The 18,192-nt window shown below is 56.2% G+C and carries 14 protein-coding genes; 3 read left to right on the top strand and 11 right to left on the bottom strand.

What is annotated here, in order from left to right:
* Nucleotides 1-17: 17 nt before the first annotated feature.
* Nucleotides 18-2,015: an excinuclease ABC subunit UvrB gene (gene uvrB, locus GSF01_RS15300; RefSeq protein WP_159885480.1), complete on the bottom strand. Its 1,998-nt coding sequence runs from the start codon at nucleotides 2,013-2,015 to the stop codon at nucleotides 18-20.
* Between the two features lie 236 nt (nucleotides 2,016-2,251).
* On the opposite strand from uvrB, the gene GSF01_RS15295 reads away from it, so the two are divergent.
* The gene (locus tag GSF01_RS15295; protein ID WP_159885478.1) at nucleotides 2,252-3,046 is read left to right on the top strand and encodes a flagellar motor protein; all 795 of its coding nucleotides are present in this window, start codon (nucleotides 2,252-2,254) and stop codon (nucleotides 3,044-3,046) included.
* On the top strand, nucleotides 3,030-3,782 hold the full coding sequence (locus GSF01_RS15290) for a flagellar motor protein MotB (RefSeq protein WP_159885476.1): 753 nt from the start codon (nucleotides 3,030-3,032) through the stop codon (nucleotides 3,780-3,782). Before GSF01_RS15295 ends, GSF01_RS15290 begins: the two co-directional genes overlap by 17 nt.
* 195 nt (nucleotides 3,783-3,977) lie before the next feature.
* Here GSF01_RS15290 and GSF01_RS15285 read toward each other — a convergent pair whose 3' ends face one another.
* The 5 genes from GSF01_RS15285 to ftsE form a co-directional block, all read right to left on the bottom strand.
* Nucleotides 3,978-5,270, bottom strand: coding sequence for a PDZ domain-containing protein (locus GSF01_RS15285; protein ID WP_159885474.1), 1,293 nt, complete (start codon nucleotides 5,268-5,270; stop codon nucleotides 3,978-3,980).
* Nucleotides 5,271-5,441: 171 nt separating this feature from the next.
* Nucleotides 5,442-6,893, bottom strand: coding sequence for a S41 family peptidase (locus GSF01_RS15280; protein ID WP_159885472.1), 1,452 nt, complete (start codon nucleotides 6,891-6,893; stop codon nucleotides 5,442-5,444).
* Between the two features lie 160 nt (nucleotides 6,894-7,053).
* Nucleotides 7,054-8,274: a murein hydrolase activator EnvC family protein gene (locus GSF01_RS15275; RefSeq protein WP_235941525.1), complete on the bottom strand. Its 1,221-nt coding sequence runs from the start codon at nucleotides 8,272-8,274 to the stop codon at nucleotides 7,054-7,056.
* A gap of 51 nt (nucleotides 8,275-8,325) precedes the next feature.
* On the bottom strand, nucleotides 8,326-9,243 hold the full coding sequence (ftsX, locus tag GSF01_RS15270; protein ID WP_159885468.1) for a permease-like cell division protein FtsX: 918 nt from the start codon (nucleotides 9,241-9,243) through the stop codon (nucleotides 8,326-8,328).
* Nucleotides 9,233-9,919: a cell division ATP-binding protein FtsE gene (gene ftsE, locus GSF01_RS15265; protein ID WP_159885466.1), complete on the bottom strand. Its 687-nt coding sequence runs from the start codon at nucleotides 9,917-9,919 to the stop codon at nucleotides 9,233-9,235. Before ftsE ends, ftsX begins: the two co-directional genes overlap by 11 nt.
* Before the next feature lie 327 nt (nucleotides 9,920-10,246).
* On the opposite strand from ftsE, the gene GSF01_RS15260 reads away from it, so the two are divergent.
* A complete protein-coding gene (locus GSF01_RS15260) occupies nucleotides 10,247-11,728 on the top strand; it encodes a VanW family protein (protein WP_159885464.1) in 1,482 nt (493 codons plus the stop codon).
* Between the two features lie 162 nt (nucleotides 11,729-11,890).
* On the opposite strand, the gene argH is transcribed toward GSF01_RS15260, so the two are convergent.
* The 5 genes from argH to argB all read right to left on the bottom strand — a co-directional run bounded on the left by argH (nucleotide 11,891) and on the right by argB (nucleotide 17,824).
* Complete coding sequence (argH, locus tag GSF01_RS15255; RefSeq protein WP_159885462.1) at nucleotides 11,891-13,306, bottom strand: argininosuccinate lyase; 1,416 nt, start codon at nucleotides 13,304-13,306, stop codon at nucleotides 11,891-11,893.
* Between the two features lie 114 nt (nucleotides 13,307-13,420).
* Nucleotides 13,421-14,659, bottom strand: coding sequence for an argininosuccinate synthase (locus GSF01_RS15250; RefSeq protein WP_159885460.1), 1,239 nt, complete (start codon nucleotides 14,657-14,659; stop codon nucleotides 13,421-13,423).
* A gap of 84 nt (nucleotides 14,660-14,743) precedes the next feature.
* Nucleotides 14,744-15,700 (bottom strand): ornithine carbamoyltransferase, encoded by a 957-nt coding sequence (gene argF, locus GSF01_RS15245; RefSeq protein ID WP_159885458.1) that lies wholly within the window; start codon nucleotides 15,698-15,700, stop codon nucleotides 14,744-14,746.
* A gap of 73 nt (nucleotides 15,701-15,773) precedes the next feature.
* A complete protein-coding gene (locus GSF01_RS15240) occupies nucleotides 15,774-16,964 on the bottom strand; it encodes an acetylornithine transaminase (RefSeq protein ID WP_159885456.1) in 1,191 nt (396 codons plus the stop codon).
* 77 nt (nucleotides 16,965-17,041) lie between these two features.
* A complete protein-coding gene (argB, locus tag GSF01_RS15235; RefSeq protein WP_159885454.1) occupies nucleotides 17,042-17,824 on the bottom strand; it encodes an acetylglutamate kinase in 783 nt (260 codons plus the stop codon).
* Nucleotides 17,825-18,192: the final 368 nt, after the last annotated feature.

Genomic DNA, 18,192 nt, shown 5'->3' with positions numbered 1-18,192 from the left:
GGTTCCTACCTTTCTCTCTACAGCTCGGCCTTCATCTCCAGAACGGCATCGCGAAGCTCGGCTGCGCGTTCGAACTGCAGATTTTTGGCTGCTTCCTTCATTTCTTGCTCCAAGCGCTCGATCAGCGCCAGCCGATCCTTCTTGGACATCTTAGCCTGCTTGACGTCGGTCAAATAGTCAGCCTTCTGCTCGGCAACCTTGGTCGCTTCGATCACATCGCGTACTTTCTTCTGTATAGTCTGCGGCGTAATGCCGTGTTGTTCATTGTAAGCAGTCTGTATGGCGCGCCGGCGCGCCGTCTCGGAAATCGCTTTATCCATGGAATCGGTGATTTTGTCGCCGTACATGATCACACGTCCGTTGGCATTACGCGCGGCACGTCCGATCGTCTGGATCAAGGAGCGCTCCGCCCGCAAGAAGCCTTCCTTATCCGCATCCAGGATCGCCACAAGCGATACCTCGGGAAGATCAAGACCTTCTCTCAGCAGGTTGATGCCTACGAGCACATGGAACACGCCGAGCCGGAGATCGCGCAAAATCTGCATCCTCTCCAGCGTCTTGATCTCCGAGTGGAGATAGCGCACCTTAATGCCGATTTCCTTGAAATAATCAGTCAGGTCCTCGGCCATCTTCTTCGTCAGCGTGGTGACCAGCACCCGCTCATCCTTCTTGATCCGCTCATGAATCTCGCCGAGAAGATCGTCAATCTGCCCCTTGGTCGGGCGTACCTCGATGATCGGGTCCACCAAACCAGTAGGCCGGATGATCTGCTGGACCATCACCGGACAATGCTCCAGCTCGTATGGCCCCGGCGTCGCGGAAATATACACAAGCTGATTGACCTTCGATTCGAACTCCTCGAACCGAAGAGGCCGGTTATCCATCGCCGACGGCAGACGGAAGCCGTGATCGACCAGCACTTCCTTCCGTGCCCGGTCGCCGTTATACATCGCCCGAATCTGCGGCAGCGTCACGTGCGATTCATCGATGACAACCAGCATATCGTCAGGGAAATAGTCGAACAACGTATAAGGCGTCGCCCCTCGCTCCCGGAACGTGAGCGGCCCCGAATAGTTCTCGATGCCGGAGCAGAAGCCCATCTCCTGCATCATCTCGATATCGTAGCGCGTGCGCTGCTCCAGCCGCTGCGCCTCCAGCAGCTTGCCCTGCTCGCGAAGCACGGCAAGTCTTTCCTCCAGCTCGCGCTCGATATTGACAAGCGCTACCTTCATCGTCTCCTCTTGGGTTACAAAGTGAGAAGCCGGGAATATGGCGATATGGTCGCGTTCGGCGATAATCTCTCCGGTCAGTACGTTAATCTCGGTAATACGCTCGATCTCGTCGCCGAACAGCTCGACGCGGACCGCATGCTCCGAATGCGAGGCCGGGAAAATCTCGACGACATCCCCGCGTACGCGGAACGTGCCGCGGATGAAGTTCATATCGTTCCGTTGATACTGGATATCGATCAACCGGTGCAAAATGTCGTTGCGCGAACGCTCCATGCCCACGCGAAGCGACATCACCAGACTCCGGTATTCCATCGGAGAACCGAGACCGTAGATACACGATACGCTGGCCACGATGATGACGTCGCGACGCTCGAACAAAGAGCTTGTCGCGGAGTGGCGCAGCTTATCGATCTCATCGTTAATGCTCGAATCCTTCTCGATGAACGTATCCGAAGACGGGATATAGGCTTCCGGCTGGTAGTAGTCGTAATAGCTGACGAAATATTCCACCGCGTTATGCGGAAAAAACTCCTTCAGCTCGCTGCAAAGCTGCGCGGCCAAGGTTTTGTTATGCGCGATAAGCAGGGTCGGCCGATTCAGCTGGGCGATGACCTGTGCGGCCGTGAACGTCTTCCCCGTACCCGTCGCCCCCAGCAAAGTCTGATGCCTCTGCCCCGAGCGGATGCTGCTCAGGAGCTGCTCTATCGCAGCCGGCTGGTCTCCTTGCGGAGTAAATTCGGACACCAATTGAAACTTCTTATCGCTTACGATAACTTCATTCATCTCATCACCCGTTCATGAAAAAGAGTGGTCGTTCTCTAAACTTTACCCTTCCAATATCCGATAAAAAAGTATACATCTATGCAAGTAGCTTCATGCTTGTTCGTCTTTTTGGTCAATATAGGAATATTTGTTCCCGTCCATTATACCTGTTTTCCGTTCGCGATGCAATCGGGTATCCTCTACCTGTTCTCGGCCGGATCACTCCTAATTTCTGATGAATCCCGAGGTGGAATGAAGTGGATATTACGACTTTGATTGGCCTGCTCATCGGTCTGGCCGCGCTTGCGGGCGGTTATTTATGGGACGGCGGGCATCTGGACGCCCTGATCGTCCCCAGCGCCATGCTGATCGTGTTCGGAGGGACGATCGGAGCCGTTATTGTCAGCTTTCCAAGATCGCAGCTCAGTCAGTTCGGCAAGGCTCTCTCTATGGCATTCAAGGAGCATCGCCGCGACCCGCGCGAATCCATCGAGGAGCTTGTAGACATGGCTGCGATTGCCCGCCGGGAAGGCGTACTGGCCCTGGAGAACCGTGCGCAGGAGCATGAGGACCCTTTCCTGAAGGACGCGCTGATGATGGTCGTCGACGGCACCGATCCCGAGCTGACCCGGCAAATTCTGGAGCTGGAGATCGACGCGGTCGAGCATCAGCACGAGGGCTGGGCGAAGATATTCGAAGCAGCCGGGGGCTATGCTCCGACGATGGGGATCATCGGCACCGTCATGGGCTTGATCCATGTACTCGGCAACTTGTCCGATCCGGGGAGCTTGGGTCCTGCCATTGCCGTCGCATTTGCCGCTACTTTATATGGGGTCGCTTCTGCCAATGTAATCTACTTACCCATTGCCAGCAAGATTAAAATCCGCAGTCAGCTTCAGATCACCGAGATGGAGCTCATGCTCGAAGGGATTCTGGCGCTTCAAGCCGGAGAGAATCCTCAGCTGATCAAGAAAAAGCTTTACTCGTTCATCCATGCACCGCATAAAACTACAGCCGAGAGCGCAGGTGAGGCACGTGGCGAGGAGGACTAAGAGGAAGCGGGGACAGGCTCCCGAGAATCACGAACGCTGGCTGATCACCTATTCCGACCTCATCACCCTGCTGCTTATTTTTTTTATCATCATGTATGCCATGAGCCAGATCGACGCTCAGAAGTACGAGGTTCTGGCGCAATCGCTCAAATTCGAATTTACCAAATCCGACTCCATCGTACCTCAGGGCCAGGGCATCACAGGGTCCTTGCATCCGCCCGGCCAACCAGACACATCCACCGCGGGCCAGGATAAAGGGCAAACAGCGCAACAGCTCGAGAAAGAGAAGCAGCTCGAAGATCTGCTGGAGAAGGTACAGGCCTATATTGAAGAAAATAATCTTCAGGCTCAGGTGTCAGCCGCCGATACCCGGCGCGGCGTCGCGGTTACGTTGAATGACCTGTTCCTGTTCGATCTGGGGAAGGCGGAGCTTAAGCAGGATGCCGTCCCGATCCTGACGCAGCTCGCGGCTCTGTTCCAGAAGCTCAATTCCACCGTCAGCATCGAAGGGCATACGGATGACCTGCCCTTGTCCACCGGATCAGTGTATAAGGACAACTGGGGATTATCCCAAGCCCGTTCCTTGTCCGTGCTGCGTTACTTCATCTATGACGCCCAGATGGACGCCAAGAAATTCGTATCGACCTCCTATGCGGATACGCGGCCGGTTGCCGATAACACGAGCGAGGAAAATCGCGCCAAAAATCGCCGCGTGGAAATTGTCGTTCTTCGTTAAGCCATCTGAACATTGGCTTCAGCCCGCAGCAGAATCTGGAGCATGGACACGTCAACCCAATAAAGGCAGGCAGCAAGATGCGGACGAGAATATCTAGTCCCCCTTGCTGCCTGCCTTCTTGCTTCCCTAACGCTTCGTGGCGCACCGGTAACGCAGCTCCCGGGACACCATTTCACTTCCTGCCGAGCAGCCGTCCTACATACTCTTCGGCCGCTTCTCATTGCGAAGCAGCCCTACCAGCCTGCCGCTCACATATGCCCAGATCGAATCCTGCTTCTCCTCCAGGTAATACATCGCTTCGTGATCCGGCACCAGCACGATCCCCAGCTGATGGTGCTCCCCTGCGAAAATCCCCCGCTTCAACAGCCGCTTCTCCAGGTTGTGATCGAGAATCTCCAGCCTGCAGAAGGCTGGATTCAGTTGAAAGGCCTGATGCAGCTCCTGTTTATTGCGGACAGGCGAGCCGTTTACCCTGCTGACAATCTCCCCTGCTTGCAAACCGAGCTCTTCCGCCGGGCTTCCCGGAAGGACGGCCAAAATTTTCAGCCCTCTCTCATCCTGAACGAACAACGGGGTACGCTTGGACTCATCCCATCTGCTGTACCATACCATGCCCTCATGAAGCGCGATAGCAAGCAAGCATGCCGGGATTGTGAAGACAGGCAGCCATGCGCTGAGCGCAGCCGCGGCAAGCACGGCGGCAGCGTAGATAAACAGCAGCCCCGAGCTAGCTCTGGCCTTCGTCTGGGGAAGACGGGAGATGGTCATCTCGCTGAATCCGATCATGACCGGGAAGCCGATGATCGTCCAGCCGTTCAGCCAGGCCTCGCCGCCCAGCAGCGGCGTCCAGGGCAAGGCCGGTCCTGCCCCGGCCTGCTGCAGCGGGACGAGCAGGAACAGCGCCATCGGCCAGAAGCCTTGCAGCCGGTAGCCCCCTACAATTTTGCCTCGTTTCGTCTCGACAAACATAGGCATCCCGAATCGCGTGCCCTGCAGTCTGACGAAAACGGCCTCGGCCAGATGCAGGACGGCCACAAGGGCCAGCATGGCCGAAACATCAAGCGCGAACAGCGGCTTGCTTAGCCAAGCCCATTCCGGAGCTGTGCGGAGTCCGGGGATCACGCCAGCTACAGCTTGCAGCACGCCGATAGCCCCCACGGCATAGGCCCAGCATAAAAACCGGACACGCACAAGCATGAGCAGCAAGGATAGCAGCCACAGCAGCACCACCGCATCCGGGCTGATCGACGCGCCTATTCCCGCCATCAGGACTGATGCTCCTAGTCCTCCAGCCCAACCCCATAAGAGCGTCCGCCACGTCTCCGACAACAGCCCGTGCAGCTTCGTCGAGAACAACCTTCGCTCCAGGGCGATCTGCCTGCGGTACTGGAGTACGATAAAAAGTAGGCCCACGTAATAAAAGGGCTGCAGGAACAGCTGAATCAATGCATGAAGCCATTGCCATCCGAAAGCTTGAATCCAGTCCATAGCCCGCTCCTTTGTCTTGTTCCTATATCGTTTGCCTTCGTCCAGGCAGCATGAAGAATTCGAAGAAAAAAGAAGGTCGGTTCCCCGCATTACAAGGGAATCGCCTTCTTACTTAAGTTCGACGCAAGGCCGTTCATTTCCTGCAAGCGTCCTGAAATTGGCAGCCTGGGCCTACTTGATCGATTTCTGTATCGTTTCGATAGCTGTCTTGAGCTGCAGGTCATTTTTAGGATCGCGGATTGCCGCCAGTATCGCCCGCTCCAGCTTGTTAGCTGTCTCGACATCCACTTCGCCGTTCGTCGGCAGCCCATTCGCCCGCTGGAACGCCTTTACGGCTTGAGCAGTTTTTTCGCTGAAGTAACCGTCCGTCCGCTCCGGGTTCAGTCCAAGACCCTGCAGCATCACTTGCAGATTTTTGACATCCTCGTTGTTGGCGTCCAGCTTCAGGGTCTCCTTCTTGGTGAGCGGCGCAACTTTGAAGTAGGCCGGCTGCTCGACCGGCACGGTAGGCGCGATACCCTTCTTGTGAATCCACGTTCCATTTGGAGTCAGCCACTTGTACACCGTCATCTTGATGTTGCTGCCGTCTCCCATTTCATCCTGGAACGTCACCTGTACGGTTCCCTTGCCGAAGGTCGTTTCTCCGATCAATTCGCTTCCGACCGAGTCATGCAGGGCGCCGGCCAATATTTCGGAAGCGCTGGCGCTTCCTTTATTAATCAGAACGTTGACCGGATAAGGCTTGCCGGTTCCGTTCTCGGATTTCGTTTCTTCCTTCGTTCCATTCCGGTTTTCGATCTGCAGGATCGCTTTGCCCTTAGGCACGAAAGGCTCGACGATCTGAACCACGGACTGCAGCAGACCGCCCGGGTCGTTGCGCACGTCGATGATCAGTCCCTTCATTCCCTTGGCCTCAAGCGAAGCAAGCTCTTCCTTGAAGCGAGCAGCCGTGTTGCTGGAGAATTGGCGGATCTCGATCTTGCCGATATTCCCCTGGAGCATCTCGCCGTAAACTGTTTCAACATCGATGTCATCGCGAACCACGATCAGCTGAATCACATCGGTAACCCCCGGACGTGCGACCTCAAGCTTCGCCTGCGTACCTTTGGGACCGCGGATTTTCATAATCGCCTGATTGAGCGTAAGCCCCTCCAGCTTGTCTCCATTCACAGAGACGATCACATCGTTGGCATGCAAACCCGCCTTCTCCGCGGGCGACCCTTTGATCGGGGCCACGATCAGGACCTTGCCGTCCTCAGACGTGACTTCCGCGCCGATGCCCTGGAACGAAGACGTAATATTCTCGTCGAACTGCTTGGCCTCCGTCTGATCCATATAGACCGTGAACGGATCTTCCAGCGTTGCCAGCATCCCGTTGATTGCCCCATTCACGATCTTGTCATGGTCTACCTGACTGAGAAACTTATTCTCGATCAGCTGATAAGTCGTCGCGATTTTACTCAAATCCTTGCTGGTGAGGCCTTTGCCTTCGGCAGCCGCTGCACCGCCTTCGTTCTTCACTGCCGCGAAAATGGACGGATGCACGATCGTCAGCGTCATAATACTGCTGGCGAACATCGATAACAGAATAAATGCCACTACCGTACGCCCTTTAAATCTCATACGTCTCTCCACACCGCCTTTGCTGTTCCCGGTAGCAACCGGCTCCAAGGGACATCGAAGTCCAAAGCCGATGGTTCCTATCCATGTCACGAACTCGATTTTCTAGTTTATGACAAGCTCCCTGGATTTATGAACAGCCTATGTTGTCGATCTTATCGCCTTATCTCAAAAAAGGTTTCGGGTCAATCGGCGATTCGTTGCGACGCACCTCGAAATGCAAGTGATTGCCTGTGGAACGCCCTGTGGAGCCGACCTCCGCAATCTTTTGCCCGCGCTTGACCGTATCGCCCTTCTTAACGACGATGCCGTCATTGCGAATGTGTCCGTAGAGCGTCCAGATATCCTTGCCGTGGTCGATGATGACCGTGTTGCCGTATCCGCTCCACCAGGACGCCAGAATAACGACTCCATCCTCTGCCGCGAGAATGCTTGTCCCTGCCGGAGAAGGGAAATCAATGCCGTTATGCGTAGCGGACCGGCCTGTGAACGGATCCTTCCGCGTCCCGAAGTCCGAGGATATATTGACGACGTTCGGCAGCGGATACCCGAATTGCCCGCCTTTGTACGTGTAGGCGGAAGCCGCCGCTTTGCCGGTTTTCTTAGCCGTTTCCGCTGCCTTCGCATCCTTAAGCGCCTTTTGCTTGGCTGCCTCCTGGCTTGCCATCTTCATCAGCTGCTTCTCTGCTTCCTCGTTGATTTCGTGCAGATCCTTTTCCTTATCGGAGAGGCTCGCGATCCGCACTTCCTTCTCCTTCTCTTTCACGACCAGATCCGCCTTGATCGCCTGGGTCTGCACATACAGATTCTTAACCTCCGTCAGCTGCTGTTCAATCTCCACCCGCTTGATGGTAATCATGTCGCGATCCCGTTTGTTGGCCTCCAGGATTTCTTTATCCTGACTGACGATCGAGCGCAGCGCCTCCAGACGGTCCAGGAAATCGCTGAAGCTGGTCGAGCTAAGCAGCACGTCCGCATAGGAAACGATGCCGTTCATATACATCAGCCGGACGCGGGACCGCAGCATATGATCGCGGGATTCGACCCGGCCTTCGGCCTCTTCGAGCTGAACGGCATTGGTTTGCAGGGAGGACGAGACTTCCTCCACCTTATCGTTTAACACATTCAGGCTTTGATTGGTTTTATCGATTTGGGCGAGCAGCGCCTCAATATCTTTTTCCGTCTGCTGCTTTTCCCTCGTTACCTGATTCAGCTGTTTCTCGGTGTCGTTTACCTTCTGTTCTACGGCGGCTTTCGTCTGCTTCAGTTGCTTTAGCTCCTGCTCGATGCGCTGGGATGCGGTTAAAGCAAACCCGGACTGCGGCACCATCAACGTACCTACGAGACCTACGGACAAGACAAGCGGCAGAAAAGACTTTTTCAATACCCGTTCCTCCTTGAACATGTGTTCGTTCGACCTAGAACTCTCAGGGCGCTATACGCGCAAAAATTTACGCACCGACAACACGCTTCCCCAGATCCCGATTATAATACCTATGCCGAGCAGCAATCCCGCCGTCTGCATAGCGACTTCCTGGAAAGGCAGAAGCTTGATAAGCAGCAGATTCAAATCCACTTGTATCGAAAGCATCAACTGCTGATACCCGTATAACAGAACGCCGACCGGGATCGCCGAGCCGATGATGCCTAGCAGCGCACCCTCAATGAAGAACGGCCAGCGAATAAACGAATTGGTCGCACCGACCAGCTTCATAATCGAGATTTCCCGTCTTCTGGCCACGATCGTAATTTTTATCGTATTCGAGATGAGGAACATCGCCGTCAAAGCCAGTGCCGCTACCAGCACCAAGCCGACATTTCGCACAATCGCGGTAATTTTGAACATCGTCTCGACCGTGCCTTGCCCGTAGCTAACGCGATAGATCGGCTTGACCGTCTTGTCATTATTGAGCTTGCCGATCTGCTCGGCTACAACCGCGACCTCGCGCGGCTGGGAAACCTCCACAGTAAACGAATCATTCAGCGGATTGTTTTCCCCATCGAAGCCTTCGAGAAGCTCCCTTCCGCTTTCCCCTAATTTCTCGCGCAGGAAGACGAGGCCCTCCTCCTTGGATATAAAGGTGATCTTGCTGACCTGCGAGATAGAAGCAATCTCGTTCTGCAGCAGGGCAATCTCCTCCTGTGGCGTGTTCACCTCCAGATAGACCCGTATCTCCACCTGCTGCTCGATCTGCTTCGAAAGAAAATTCACATTAAGCGTCAGCAGCAGAAAAACGCCAAGAATGAACAACGATATGGCAATCGAGCTGATCGAAGCAAAGGACATCCAGCCGTTGCGAAGCACGCTCTTCGTTCCTTCACGGAGATGCCGCCCGGCTGTGCTAATCTTCATAGCCGTACTCACCCCTTGCTTCGTCACGGGCGATTTTGCCTGCCTCGATGGCGATGACTCGTTTGCGCATCGTGTTCACGATCTCTTTGTTGTGCGTAGCCATCACGATTGTCGTACCTCGAAAGTTGATTTCCTCCATCAGCTTCATGATCCCCCACGACGTGTCAGGGTCCAGATTGCCTGTCGGCTCATCCGCGATAATAACGGACGGATTGTTGACTATTGCCCGGGCAATTGCCACGCGCTGCTGCTCGCCTCCGGATAACTGGGTAGGCAGCGAGCCGACTTTATCCTTCAGCCTCACCAGCTCAAGCACCTCTAGCGTCCGCTTTCGGATGACCTTCTTGGGAGCTTCGATGACCTCCATCGCAAAAGCTACGTTCTCGTAAACCGTCAGCTTCGGGAGCAACCGGAAGTCTTGAAAAATAACGCCGATATTGCGGCGCACATATGGAATTTTACGCTGCTTCAACTTCTCAAGATTGAAGCCGTTGACGAAGATCGTCCCCTTGGTCGGACGTTCCTCTCTATAGATCATTTTCATAAAAGTCGATTTACCCGCTCCTGACGGGCCGACGACATAGACGAATTCACTTTGGTCCACCTTGACGCTGATGCCTTTGAGCGCATGATTACCGTCAGGATACGTTTTCCAAACGTCGTGCATTTCGATCACGGTATCACATCCTGAATTTATTAGCGAAAGCTGATAGTCGGGCATGACCCTTCTCTAAGCGAAAGAGCCGTGCTTATCCCAACCCATTAGCCGATCTTGTCGGTTAGAATTCCAGCATTAGCCTATATAAGTTCGACATAAAAACCCAAATTCCTTTATTGCCATGTGAATTTCTACACCTTTTCGCAATTCCTGCCCGTGACTGGAACAAGTTGTCTCCCGCCCGGGCGATTATGCTAAAGCGGATGGCAAGTTTCAAGGGGACGGGGCATATAGTGGGGATAGCAAGCCGAGGTACGAGCTTCCGTAGCAAAGGAGACCCGACTGATGATGCCGCCAGTAACCAAGCTTATCGGACCGCTGCTGATTGCGATTCTGTCGGTTACCGTGATCGCGTGCGGAACGGCTGCCCTATACGGCTCCTCCCAGCGGCTGCCTCATCGGCTTCATGTAGGGGATTGGGTAGTCGGCGGGCTTACCTTTCAGGAATTCGAGCTTCAATTGGCCGAGAAGCAGGCAAGCTTTCTGGGGCTGAAGGCTACGCTTAGCCTGGAGAATCATCCCTCTGCCGCAGCCGGGAGCAAGGCGGAACGTACGCTCGCGGAGCTCGGTGTCGAATTGGACGCTCAAAGCCTGATCGAAAAAACCTGGCCCCTGCGGCAAGGCTCCGTTCTTCAGCGCGCGAAGGCCCGGTGGGCGATGCGGGGCCAAGCCTGGACCGTTTCCCCTTCGGTTAATACAGACAAACTGCTGGCCGCTTTGCGGCAGGTCTACCCCCGCCTATATCAGATAAAACCGAAAGACGCGGTACGGGTGATTCGTCCGAATGATACGGTAGATTACCTGCCTGAGAAATCGACCGTTCAGCCCGATGAGCGGATGTTCGCGGAAAGGCTCGCCGCCTCACTGCCCTCATGGGAGCAATCTCCCACAGATGTGCCCGAGCTTAGCGTGCCGCTGCGCGTGTGGAATCCTGCCATTACCGTCGAGATGCTGCGGGCGCAGGGAATTGTTCGCAGCATCGGACATTTCACCACCGCCTACCCTCCGTCTCCGGATGGAGGACCAGGAAGCGCCGAGGGCCGCTTGCATAACGTGCAATCCACGGCTGCGTCTCTCCAGGATACGCTGCTGGCACCCGGCGCCGTGTTCGATTACGCCCCCTTTATTAAGCAGACGGAGGAAGCCTTCGGCTATAAGGAGGCGCCCGTCATCATGAACGGCAAGCTTGTGCCCGGCATCGGGGGCGGCATCTGCCAGGTTTCCTCCACGCTGTACATGGCGGTGCTGCACGCTGGCCTTGAGATCGTGGAGCGGCGCAATCATTCGCTCCCTGTGAGCTACATTCCGCTCGGGCAGGACGCTACCTTTGCCACAGGCCATATTAACTTCAAGTTCCGCAACAACACGCCTCATTACGTGCTGATCCGTACGCAAGCTGACCGCAAGGGGCTAACGGTCAAGCTGTTCGGCCAAACGCCGGCAGACATCAGTTATGCTGTCGAATCCCGGACGATCGAGAAGCTGGAGCCTCCGACCAAATTCGTGCACAATCCGACTCTGCCGCGCGGCAAACAGGTACCGATCACACCGGGAAAGCCGGGGTACATCGTCGAGACGTACCGGATCAAGAAGCAGAACGGCAGGGAAATCGGCAGAGAGAAAATATCGCGGGACACTTACAGCGCTCAGCCCAACGTTATCGCGATGAATTCCGGCGGGGACGCCGACCTGGACCGCAGCTTTCCTGCCCCGAAAGACGGTCTCCCGTACGTGGAGGATGGCGTGAAGGGACCGGCCTTCCGATAGCCGCTCCCCTTAGCTAGCTGGATATCCACTGTTTCGGCGGACGCAAAAAGCCCCGATGCCGCATCCCGCTCAAGTCCGCGATAACGCGGATTTGGCAGATGCTGCTGGGGCTTTTTTTTACAAGCAGGAAGAGCTCGACCCTTAGACGTCGATATGCGGGTCCTACCGGCTCTTCTCCAAATATTCATCGAACCAGGCCGCCGATTCGGCGAGCGCCGCTTCCGCACGCTCTACGGCTGCGCTCACTTGAACCGTCGCCGTACCGCCATACACGTTGCGCGCATTGACAACGGTCTCCGGCTGCAGCACTTGGTAGATGTCCTGATCGAACAGCTCAGAGAACTGATGGTACTCCTCGAGCTTCAGGTCAAGCAGGTATTTGTTCTGCTGGATGCAGTACAGCACGGTCTTCCCGATCACTTCATGCGCCTGACGGAACGGCATGCCTTTGTTGACCAGGTAATCGGCGATGTCGGTCGCGTTGGAGAAGTCCTGATTGACGGCTTGTCTCATCCGGTCCTTGTTCACCTTCATCGTCGCGATCATCGGCGCATACAGCTGCAGCGCGCCTTGAAGCGTACGGACGGTGTCGAACATGCCTTCCTTGTCCTCCTGCATGTCCTTGTTATAAGCCAGAGGGAGCGACTTCAATACAGTGAGCAGCCCGAACAAGTTGCCGTATACCCGGCCTGTTTTGCCGCGCACGAGCTCGGCCACGTCCGGATTTTTTTTCTGAGGCATGATGCTGCTGCCCGTACAGAAAGCATCGTCAAGCTCGACAAAGCGGAACTCGGTGCTCGACCACATGACGAATTCCTCGCTTAGACGCGACAAGTGCATCATGATCATCGAGGCGTTCGACAGGAACTCGAGGATGAAGTCACGGTCGCTGACCGCGTCAAGCGAGTTCTCGTACACCCGGTCAAAGCCGAGCTGCTCCGCCACGAAGTGACGGTCGATCGGGAAAGTCGTCCCGGCCAGCGCGCCTGCGCCAAGCGGCAGTACGTTCACACGCTTGTAGCTGTCCCGGAGGCGCTCAGCGTCACGCTGGAACATCGAGACATACGCAAGCAGGTGATGCGCGAACAGAATCGGCTGAGCCCGCTGCAGATGCGTATAGCCCGGAACGATCGTATCCAGATTCTGCTTCGCCTGCTCAATCAACGCTTCCTGTACCTTGTTCAGCAGCCCTACGAATTCGACGACGCGCTTGCGCAGCCAAAGGTGCATATCGGTCGCAACCTGATCATTGCGGCTCCGGCCGGTGTGCAGCTTGCCGCCGACTGGACCGACCTCGTCGATCAGCGCCTTCTCGACATTCATATGAATATCCTCGTCGCTCACCGAGAACTCCAGCTCGCCCCGGCGGATCATCCCTTGTACCTTCAGCAATCCGGCCTTGATCGTCTCGACATCGTCCGCAGGCAGGATGCCGCATTTGCCCAGCATAGTCACGTGCGCGAGACTGCCCTGTACATCCTCTTCGGCCAGCTCCTTATCGAACAGGATGGAAGCCGTATATTCTTCGACCAGTTGGTCCGTTTTCTTCGTAAATCGTCCGCCCCACAGCTTTGACACCTTGCATGTCCCCTTTCTTCTTCGCACACAGGCGCAGGGCTTCCCCCGGTGGAAAGGAAAACCCTGCGCCTCCTTTATTCGTTTACCGTGAGCCGTTCTGGCTCCCTTAGGCTCTTAGGCTTGGCTGTTCTTGTTCACACCGGCCGCCACACGCAGCCGAAGCGCGTTCAGGCGGATAAACCCGGTTGCGTCGCCTTGGTCGTAAGCCTTGGTCGGATCGGCTTCCATCGTGGCGATATTGGGGTTATACAGGCTGACCGGGCTTTGTACGCCGGCACCGATGACATTGCCCTTGTACAGCTTGAGGCGAACCGTGCCGGTCACGTTCTTCTGGCTCTCCGTCACCAGAGCCTGGATCGCCAGACGCTCCGGTGCGTACCAGAAGCCGTTGTACACAAGCGTTGCATACTTAGGGATCAAGGAGTCGCGAAGATGCATGACTTCACGGTCCATGGTGATGGACTCGATCTTGCGGTGAGCGGTGAACAGGATCGTACCGCCAGGCGTCTCGTATACGCCGCGGCTCTTCATGCCGACGAAGCGGTTCTCCACCATGTCGACACGGCCGATGCCATGCTTGCCGCCCAGCTCGTTCAGCTTCTCCATGATATGAAGAGGAATCATACGCTCCCCATTGATCGCTACGCAGTTGCCTTGCTCAAACTCCAGCTCGATATATTCGGCTTGATCCGGAGCATCCTCAGGATCTGCACTCAGCAGGAACATTTCCTTGTTTTCCTTCGCGCTCGGATCGAACCAAGGATCCTCCAGCACGCCGCTTTCATAGCTGATATGCAGCAGGTTGCGGTCCATCGAATACGGCTTGGCCGCAGATGCTGTGACGTTGATGCCATGCTTCTCGGCAAAGGCGATCATTTCCGCGCGTCCCGGGAATTCCTCGCGGAACTGCTCCAGACGCCATGGCGCGATGACGTCCACATCCGGGGTCAAGGCCGCAGCCGTCAGCTCGAAGCGGACTTGGTCGTTGCCTTTACCCGTTGCGCCGTGCGCAATAGCCGTAGCGCCTTCGGCGAGGGCAATCTCGACCATCCGCTTGGCGATCAGCGGGCGAGCGATGCTCGTGCCGAGCAGATATTGGCCTTCATACAGGGCGCCTGCCTGGAACATCGGGAAAATAAAGTCGCGAGCGAACTCCTCGCGCAGGTCATCGATATAAACCTTGGATGCGCCTGTGTTCAGCGCCTTCTCCTCCAGGCCGTCCAGCTCTTCCTTCTGGCCGATATCGGCGGTGAAAGCGATGATCTCCGCGTCATACGTTTCTTTCAACCATTTCAAGATAATGGACGTATCCAAACCGCCCGAGTAAGCCAATACGATTTTTTGCTTTGCCATATCGATTTCCGCTCTCCTTCTCTGGTATAACTTGGACTTGCACTTGCTCTCGGTCTGCGTCTGTCTGTACGCTTCCCGCTCAGCTTACATGATAGCGGCCATAACGGCCTTCTGCGCATGAAGTCGGTTCTCCGCTTGATCGAAGATCACCGAATGCGCCCCGTCAATCACGCCTTCGCTTACTTCCTCGCCGCGGTGGGCAGGTAGACAATGCATGAAGATATAGTCCGATTTCGCGTATTTGGCGAGCTCTTCGTTCACCTGGAATTGCTTGAACGCGATTTCCCGCTCCTTCTGCTCCGCCTCGAAGCCCATGCTCGCCCACACATCCGTGTACACGACATCGGCATCTGCGATCGCTTCCTTCGGATCGTTGGTGAACTGCACGGAGGCTCCCGTCTTCACAGCCGCATCACGCGACAGCTGAAGCACTTCATTATCCGGCTCATAGCCTTGCGGCGTAGCCACGGCGAAGTTGACGCCGAGCTTGGCTGCCCCCATCAGCAGCGAATGCACCATATTGTTGCCGTCGCCGATATAGGCTACCTTAAGCCCTTCCAGACGTCCCTTCTTCTCCAGCACCGTCTGATAGTCCGCTAGCGCCTGACACGGGTGAGACAGATCGGTCAAGCCATTGATAACCGGCACCGTCGCATTGCGTGCCAATTCGATGACTGTCCGGTGAGCATACGTACGAATCATGATACCGTCCAGATAACGGGACATCGTCTGCGCCGTATCGGCGATCGTCTCCCCGCGCCCGATCTGCAGGTCATTCTTGCTCAGGAAGAGCGCATGGCCCCCAAGCTGGTACATCCCTACTTCAAACGATACTCGCGTACGCGTCGAGGATTTCTCAAAAATCATGCCCAGCGTCTTGCCCTTCAGGGGCTGATAAACCTCGCCCGCCTTCTGCTTCTTCTTCAAATCAATCGCCAGATCGATCAGGTAACGAATCTCCTCCGACGTATAATCGACAAGACCGATAAAGTCCCGGCCCTTCAATTGCACCGCCAAGGCTTGCTCTACCGTTTCAGCCAAAGCCTACATCTCCCTTCCCGTCATCCCTTGGTTCTATGTGGTCAAGCCTCACAAGCTCATTCGCACTTACGTATCAAACGGCAGCCGCAGCCGCCTTCGACAGCGTCTGGCAGATCGTATCCAGCCCGCGGTCGATGTCTTCCTTGCTGATCACGAGGCTTGGAGCCAGCCGGATCACATTCGGGCCGGCCGGCACAACAAGCACGCCCTGTTCATGAATCGACTTAATCAAGTCGGTACCCGGTACCGTCAGACCGATGCCGATCAGCATCCCGAGACCGCGAATCTGCTCGACAAGCGGATTATCCGCCAATCTCGCCTTCAGCTCGCTGACGATATACTCACCCATAGCTGCCGCCTTGGCCGGAACATCCTCCGCCAGCATCGTCTCCAGCGTAGCCAGACCTGCTGCCGTGGACAAATAATTGCCTCCGAAGGTCGTGCCGTGGGAACCTGCGGTAAAAGCGCCGCGCAGCTTCTCTTTGCCCAGCAGGGCGCCGATCGGCATGCCGCTTCCCAGCCCTTTGGCCAGCGTAAAGAGGTCCGGCTCAATGCCGTAATGCTCGTAGGCATACAGCTTGCCGGTACGACCCACGCCCGTCTGAATCTCATCGAGAATCAGCAGCAAGCCATGACGCTCGCACAGCTCGGCGACCGCCTTCACGAAATCAGGATCGGCCGGATTCACGCCGCCCTCGCCCTGCACCAGCTCCAGCATGATCGCACACGTGCGCGGCGAGATCAGCTTCTCCACCGCTTCCTCATCGTTATACGGCGCATATACGAAGCCCTCCGGCAGCGGAGCGAAGCCTTCCTTCACCTTCTCCTGCCCCGTGGCCGTCAAGGTTGCCAGCGTCCGTCCGTGGAACGACATGTCGAAGGTGATGATCTCATAACGCTCCGGCTGCCCCAGTACCTTGGAAAAATACCGGCGCGCTATCTTGATCGCCGCTTCATTGGCTTCCGCGCCGCTGTTGCAGAAAAAGACGGCGTCCGCGCAGCTGTTCGCCACGAGCAACTCGGCCAGCTTCTCCTGCCCGGGGATATGGAACAGATTGCTTGTATGCCAGAGCGTATCCACCTGCTCCTTCAGACGTTCGGTCACCTGCTTGGGCGCGTGACCCAGGTTCGTGACCGCCAGCCCGCACATCAAGTCGAGGTACTCTTTGCCATGCTCATCCCACAACCGGCTGCCTTCCCCCTTCACAAACGTAAAAGGATATCTGGCGTAATTCGGAAACAATGCGCTTTGAGCCTCTCCCATGTCGTTCACTCCTTTATCTTGTTCAGTGTGCTGCTATACATGAATGGCCAGAAACGGTATTAGCCTGATCCTCGGGCTTAGCCCTTGATGATCCGCGTTCCGATGCCGGCCTCTTTCAACGCCTTGCTCAATACCTGAGGCTCCGCTCCGTTGACGATGACGACTTCGCGCACCTCGCCCTGGATGCACTGCACGGCCGCGCGAACCTTCGGGATCATCCCGCCATAAATTTCGCCGCTGGCGATCATCTCGTCAATCTCCCGGACGGTCACGGAAGGCAGCACGCGCTTCTCTCCGTCCACCGTCTTCATAATGCCGGGAACGTCCGTTACCACGATCATTCGTTCCACGCCCAGATAAGAGGCCACGGCACCGGCCGCCGTATCGGCATTAATGTTATATCGCTGGCCGCCGTCAGCCCCGATCCCTACCGGAGCAACGACCGGCATATAGCCCATGTCCACGATCCCCTGGATAAGCCCGGCATTCACATGCGAAACATCGCCAACCAAGCCGACTTCATGCGCGTTAGCAACCGGCTGCGCTTGAATCAGGTTGCCGTCTACGCCGGAGAGCCCAACCGCTCTGGCTCCGGATAGCTGAATCTTTCGCACGATCTCTTTATTGATCTTTCCGGCCAATACCATTTCGACTACGTCGAGTACGGCCTCATTCGTTTTGCGCAATCCGTTGACAAATTCCGTTTCGATCCCGAGCTTGCCGAGCGTATCGGAGATAGCCGGACCGCCGCCGTGTACGATAACCGGGATTTCGCCTTCTTCTTGCAATTGCTTCAAATCTTCGAAAAACGCATCAGGCAAAGCAGCCAATGTGCTGCCGCCGCATTTCATGACGAACATGTGGATCGGATCCCCCCTCTTTCCCCCCTTGTCTCAAGGGGGGAGGACTTGGGCGCTTCGCCCCAAGACCCCGAAACGGAGCGTGCCTGCTGCGGGGCCGTCGTTGATGGCCACTGGTGTTTCGTGGACCGCTTTTCCCGCCCGTACCGGGCGTCCGCTTGCAGACGGCGTCCTTCCGTTACGTTGGCCTGGGGCTAAGGAGCGCTGTTGGTGCGTGTGTGGTGCAGCTTCCGTCGAAGGAGCCGCGGCATGACTGCGTCATGAAGCTTTACTTCGAGCAGAGCGGGCTTGCTTCGCGCCCGGACGGCGGTTTTCCCCGTCCGGGCGCGAAGCTGTATGGGGCTTGTCATTGGGCTCCTGCGTTGCCC

This window comes from Paenibacillus puerhi, from assembly GCF_009846885.1.
Lineage (GTDB): Bacteria > Bacillota > Bacilli > Paenibacillales > NBRC-103111 > Paenibacillus_G > Paenibacillus_G puerhi.
This window is presented reverse-complemented; position numbering and strand designations above follow the sequence as displayed.

Excerpts from the sequence above, each read along its gene's own strand:
- uvrB (WP_159885480.1), bottom strand. The coding sequence starts at position 2,015 with ATGAATGAAGTTATCGTAAGCGATAAGAAGTTTCAATTGGTGTCCGAA.
- GSF01_RS15285 (WP_159885474.1), bottom strand. The coding sequence starts at position 5,270 with ATGGACTGGATTCAAGCTTTCGGATGGCAATGGCTTCATGCATTGATT.
- GSF01_RS15280 (WP_159885472.1), bottom strand. The coding sequence starts at position 6,893 with ATGAGATTTAAAGGGCGTACGGTAGTGGCATTTATTCTGTTATCGATG.
- ftsX (WP_159885468.1), bottom strand. The coding sequence starts at position 9,243 with ATGAAGATTAGCACAGCCGGGCGGCATCTCCGTGAAGGAACGAAGAGC.
- GSF01_RS15260 (WP_159885464.1), top strand. The coding sequence starts at position 10,247 with ATGATGCCGCCAGTAACCAAGCTTATCGGACCGCTGCTGATTGCGATT.
- GSF01_RS15250 (WP_159885460.1), bottom strand. The coding sequence starts at position 14,659 with ATGGCAAAGCAAAAAATCGTATTGGCTTACTCGGGCGGTTTGGATACG.
- GSF01_RS15240 (WP_159885456.1), bottom strand. The coding sequence starts at position 16,964 with ATGGGAGAGGCTCAAAGCGCATTGTTTCCGAATTACGCCAGATATCCT.
- argB (WP_159885454.1), bottom strand. The coding sequence starts at position 17,824 with ATGTTCGTCATGAAATGCGGCGGCAGCACATTGGCTGCTTTGCCTGAT.